Genomic DNA, 5,145 nt, shown 5'->3' with positions numbered 1-5,145 from the left:
CAATAAGCCTATGGGTTATTAGTACTACTCGGCTATGACATTACTGCCTTTACACCTGTAGCCTATCAACGTGGTCATCTTCCACGACCCTTTAAAGAAATCTCATCTTGTGGTGGGTTTCGCGCTTATATGCTTTCAGCGCTTATCCCTTCCGAACGTAGCTACCCTGCAATGCCCCTGGCGGAACAACAGGTACACTAGAGGTTCGTCCAACTCGGTCCTCTCGTACTAGAGTCAGATCCACTCAAATTTCTAACGCCCACAGTAGATAGAGACCGAACTGTCTCACGACGTTCTGAACCCAGCTCGCGTGCCACTTTAATGGGCGAACAGCCCAACCCTTGGGACCTTCTCCAGCCCCAGGATGTGACGAGCCGACATCGAGGTGCCAAACCCCCCCGTCGATGTGAGCTCTTGGGGGAGATCAGCCTGTTATCCCCGGAGTACCTTTTATCCTTTGAGCGATGGCCCTTCCATGCGGAACCACCGGATCACTATGCTCTACTTTCGTACCTGATCGACCTGTATGTCTCTCAGTCAAGCCCCCTTATGCCATTGCACTCTACGCACGGTTACCAAGCGTGCTGAGGGAACCTTTAGAAGCCTCCGTTACTCTTTTGGAGGCGACCACCCCAGTCAAACTACCCACCAAGCACTGTCCTTCGCAAGAAGTTAGACTCTAGATAAGCAAAGGGTGGTATTTCAACAATGACTCCACAACGCCTGGCGACGCCGCTTCAAAGTCTCCCACCTATCCTACACATTACTTATCCAAAGCCAATACTAAGCTATAGTAAAGGTTCACGGGGTCTTTTCGTCCCACTGCGGGTAATCGGCATCTTCACCGATACTACAATTTCACCGAGCTCATGGCTGAGACAGTGTCCAGATCGTTACACCATTCGTGCAGGTCGGAACTTACCCGACAAGGAATTTCGCTACCTTAGGACCGTTATAGTTACGGCCGCCGTTTACTGGGGCTTCATTTGAGATCTTCGAAGTAAACTTCTAAACCCTCCACTTAACCTTCCAGCACCGGGCAGGTGTCAGGCCCTATACATCATCTTTCGATTTAGCAGAGCCCTGTGTTTTTGATAAACAGTCGCCTGGACCTTTTCACTGCGGCCCATCCGGAGATGGGCGACGCTTCTCCCGAAGTTACGCGTCTATTTTGCCTAGTTCCTTAGCCATGAATCTCTCGAGCACCTTAGAATTCTCATCCCAACTACCTGTGTCGGTTTACGGTACGGGCTGCTTCACTCGCTTTTCTTGGAACCTCCTTCGCTGCATTATCACCTTGGCCGTAGCCTCAGTGTACTATCGCTTGCGCTTCAACGTACTATTCCGTCAGTACGCAGCAACCACGGAGATCCGTCACTTTTAGTGTGAGCAGGTACGGGAATATTAACCCGTTGTCCATCCACTACCCCTTTCGGGTTCGCGTTAGGTCCCGACTAACCCTCAGCTGATTAGCATAGCTGAGGAAACCTTAGTCTTTCGGTGTGCGGGTTTCTCGCCCGCATTATCGTTACTTATGCCTACATTTTCTTTTGTAGCTTCTCCAGCAAACCTCGCAGTTCACCTTCGACGACACTACAATGCTCCCCTACCACTTTTACAAGTCCATAGCTTCGGTAGTATGTTTATGCCCGATTATTATCCATGCCGAACCGCTCGACTAGTGAGCTGTTACGCACTCTTTAAATGAATGGCTGCTTCCAAGCCAACATCCTAGCTGTCTAAGCAGTTCAACCTCGTTTATTCAACTTAACATACATTTGGGGACCTTAGCTGATGGTCTGGGTTCTTTCCCTCTCGGACATGGACCTTAGCACCCATGCCCTCACTGCTGATCATCATTTTATAGCATTCGGAGTTTGTCAGGAATTGGTAGGCGGTGAAGCCCCCGCATCCAATCAGTAGCTCTACCTCTATAAAACTAAATCAACGCTGCACCTAAATGCATTTCGGGGAGTACGAGCTATTTCCGAGTTTGATTGGCCTTTCACCCCTACCCACAGGTCATCCGAAGACTTTTCAACGTCAACCGGTTCGGGCCTCCACTATGTGTTACCACAGCTTCACCCTGCCCATGGGTAGATCACACGGTTTCGCGTCTACCACTACTAACTAAGCGCCCTGTTCAGACTCGCTTTCGCTACGGATCCGCACCTGAAGTGCTTAACCTTGCTAGCAACGGTAACTCGTAGGCTCATTATGCAAAAGGCACGCCGTCACGGATAGATCCGCTCCGACCGCTTGTAAGCGTATGGTTTCAGGTTCTATTTCACTCCCTTATTCAGGGTTCTTTTCACCTTTCCCTCACGGTACTAGTTCACTATCGGTCTCTCAGGAGTATTTAGCCTTATCGGATGGTCCCGACAAATTCATACAGGGTTACACGTGCCCCGCACTACTCAGGATACTGCTATCTTACTAATCTTTACCTATACCGGGCTATCACCGTCTTTGGCCTGTCTTTCCAAACAGTTCTAGTTCATTATAGCTCGAATATCGCAGTCCTACAACCCCAATATTGCCGTAACAATATTGGTTTGGGCTAATCCGCGTTCGCTCGCCACTACTAGCGGAATCACTTTTGTTTTCTTCTCCTCCGGATACTTAGATGTTTCAGTTCTCCGGGTTCGCCTCCTTTCGGATAACATGTCTTCAACATGCTGGGTTGCCCCATTCGGATATCTGCGGATCGGTTTGTATGTGCCAATCCCCGCAGCTTTTCGCAGCTTATCACGTCCTTCATCGCCTCTGAGAGCCTAGGCATTCCCCATACGCTCTTATTTAGCTTATTGTACTTTTGTCTTTTTAATGAGTTATAATTGCTCGTTACAATTATTTTGTTTTATTAAATATTTCTATTTAATTATCATGTATCTTTTTTCAATATGTCAATGAACTTCTGACCTCTCGGCCTTGTGGAGAATACCGGAGTCGAACCGGTGACCTCCTGCGTGCAAGGCAGGCGCTCTAGCCAGCTGAGCTAATTCCCCATATACTAGTAGTTAGTACATAGTAGTTAGTAGTTTACCAAACTACCCTCTCAACTTCTAGAATTTCCTTTAATTTAGTAGTCTCAGGCAGACTCGAACTGCCGACCTCTACATTATCAGTGTAGCGCTCTAACCAGCTGAGCTATGAGACTCTACTTAATTATTGATATCTTAAATTAACAGCAAGAGAATAAAACCAATTATTTCTTTTTTTTGATAGCTTCCTATCAGTCGTCTTTCTCTAGAAAGGAGGTGTTCCAGCCGCACCTTCCGGTACGGCTACCTTGTTACGACTTAGCCCTAGTTACCGATTTTACCCTAGGCCGCTCCTTGCGGTGACGGACTTCAGGCACTCCCAGCTTCCATGGCTTGACGGGCGGTGTGTACAAGGCCCGGGAACGTATTCACCGGATCATGGCTGATATCCGATTACTAGCGATTCCAGCTTCACGGAGTCGAGTTGCAGACTCCGATCCGAACTGAGATATAGTTTGTAGATTCGCTCCTTCTCGCGAAGTGGCTGCTCATTGTCTATACCATTGTAGCACGTGTGTAGCCCAGGACGTAAGGGCCGTGATGATTTGACGTCATCCCCACCTTCCTCGCGGTTTGCACCGGCAGTCTTGCTAGAGTTCCCATCTTTACATGCTGGCAACTAACAACAGGGGTTGCGCTCGTTATAGGACTTAACCTGACACCTCACGGCACGAGCTGACGACAACCATGCAGCACCTTGTAAAGTGTCCGAAGAAAAGTCTATCTCTAGACCTGTCACTCTACATTTAAGCCCTGGTAAGGTTCCTCGCGTATCATCGAATTAAACCACATGCTCCACCGCTTGTGCGGGCCCCCGTCAATTCCTTTGAGTTTCATTCTTGCGAACGTACTCCCCAGGTGGGTCACTTATCACTTTCGCTTAGCCACTCAGACCGAAATCCGAACAGCTAGTGACCATCGTTTACGGCGTGGACTACCGGGGTATCTAATCCCGTTCGCTCCCCACGCTTTCGTCCATCAGTGTCAATATATTGTTAGTGATCTGCCTTCGCAATCGGTATTCTATGTAATATCTATGCATTTCACCGCTACACTACATATTCTAACCACTTCACAATAATTCAAGACTAGCAGTATCAAAGGCAGTTCTACAGTTGAGCTGCAGGCTTTCACCTCTGACTTACTAATCCACCTACGGACCCTTTAAACCCAATGATTCCGGATAACGCTTGCATCCTCCGTATTACCGCGGCTGCTGGCACGGAGTTAGCCGATGCTTATTCTTACGGTACCGTCAGCCACCTACACGTAGATGGGTTTCTTCCCGTATAAAAGCAGTTTACAACCCATAGGGCAGTCTTCCTGCACGCGGCATGGCTGGATCAGGCTTTCGCCCATTGTCCAATATTCCTCACTGCTGCCTCCCGTAGGAGTCTGGTCCGTGTCTCAGTACCAGTGTGGGGGATCCCCCTCTCAGGGCCCCTACCTATCGTTGCCATGGTGTGCCGTTACCACACCATCTAGCTAATAGGACGCATACTCATCTCTTACCGCCGAGGCTTTAATCTAAATAACATGCGAAATTTAGATACTATGGGGTATTATTCTTCGTTTCCAAAGGCTATTCCCCAGTAAAAGGCAGATTGTATACGCGTTACGCACCCGTGCGCCACTCGTCAGCAAAAAAGCAAGCTTTTTCCTGTTACCGTTCGACTTGCATGTGTTAGGCCTGCCGCTAGCGTTCATCCTGAGCCAGGATCAAACTCTTCATCGTTAAATTTTTAAGTCTTTCGACTTGTTCTCTTAACAACCAATAGGAATTCTCTCAGTACTCTAAATGATTTATTCTCTTGTTATGAACCAACCGTTTCCAATTGGTTCTTACGCTGTCAATTCAATATGTTAATGAACTTATTTCTTTACTTTTTCTTAACCTTATTTCGTTAAGCGGGTGCAAATATAAAACCCTTTTTTCATTCCCGCAACATCTTTTTGAAAAAATAAATTTATTTTTTTAATGCCGCTTTGTGTGAATGAACTTACCCAAACCTGCCACATTGTGTCCGTTTAGGGGCTGCAAATATAAAACCCTTTTCATTACCACCAAATTCTTTTTAAACTTTTATTGAAGAAATTTTTA

General features: G+C 47.4%; 2 tRNA genes and 2 rRNA genes. All 4 read right to left on the bottom strand.

Features of this window, described 5'->3' with window-relative positions:
- Positions 1-2,810: ribosomal RNA gene (locus FC091_RS15030) — 23S ribosomal RNA — on the bottom strand.
- A 124-nt stretch (positions 2,811-2,934) separates the two neighbouring features.
- A tRNA-Ala gene (locus tag FC091_RS15025) sits at positions 2,935-3,008 on the bottom strand.
- A 78-nt stretch (positions 3,009-3,086) separates the two neighbouring features.
- Positions 3,087-3,160: transfer RNA gene (locus FC091_RS15020), tRNA-Ile, on the bottom strand.
- 93 nt (positions 3,161-3,253) lie between these two features.
- Positions 3,254-4,779 (bottom strand): 16S ribosomal RNA (locus tag FC091_RS15015).
- The 16S and 23S rRNA genes sit together here with 2 tRNA genes alongside, the layout of an rRNA operon.
- Positions 4,780-5,145: the final 366 nt, after the last annotated feature.

Source organism: Winogradskyella algicola (genome assembly GCF_005869935.1).
Taxonomy (GTDB): Bacteria; Bacteroidota; Bacteroidia; order Flavobacteriales; family Flavobacteriaceae; genus Winogradskyella; species Winogradskyella algicola.
The sequence above is the reverse complement of the archived record's forward strand: the minus strand, read 5'-3'. Positions and strand labels throughout refer to the sequence as shown.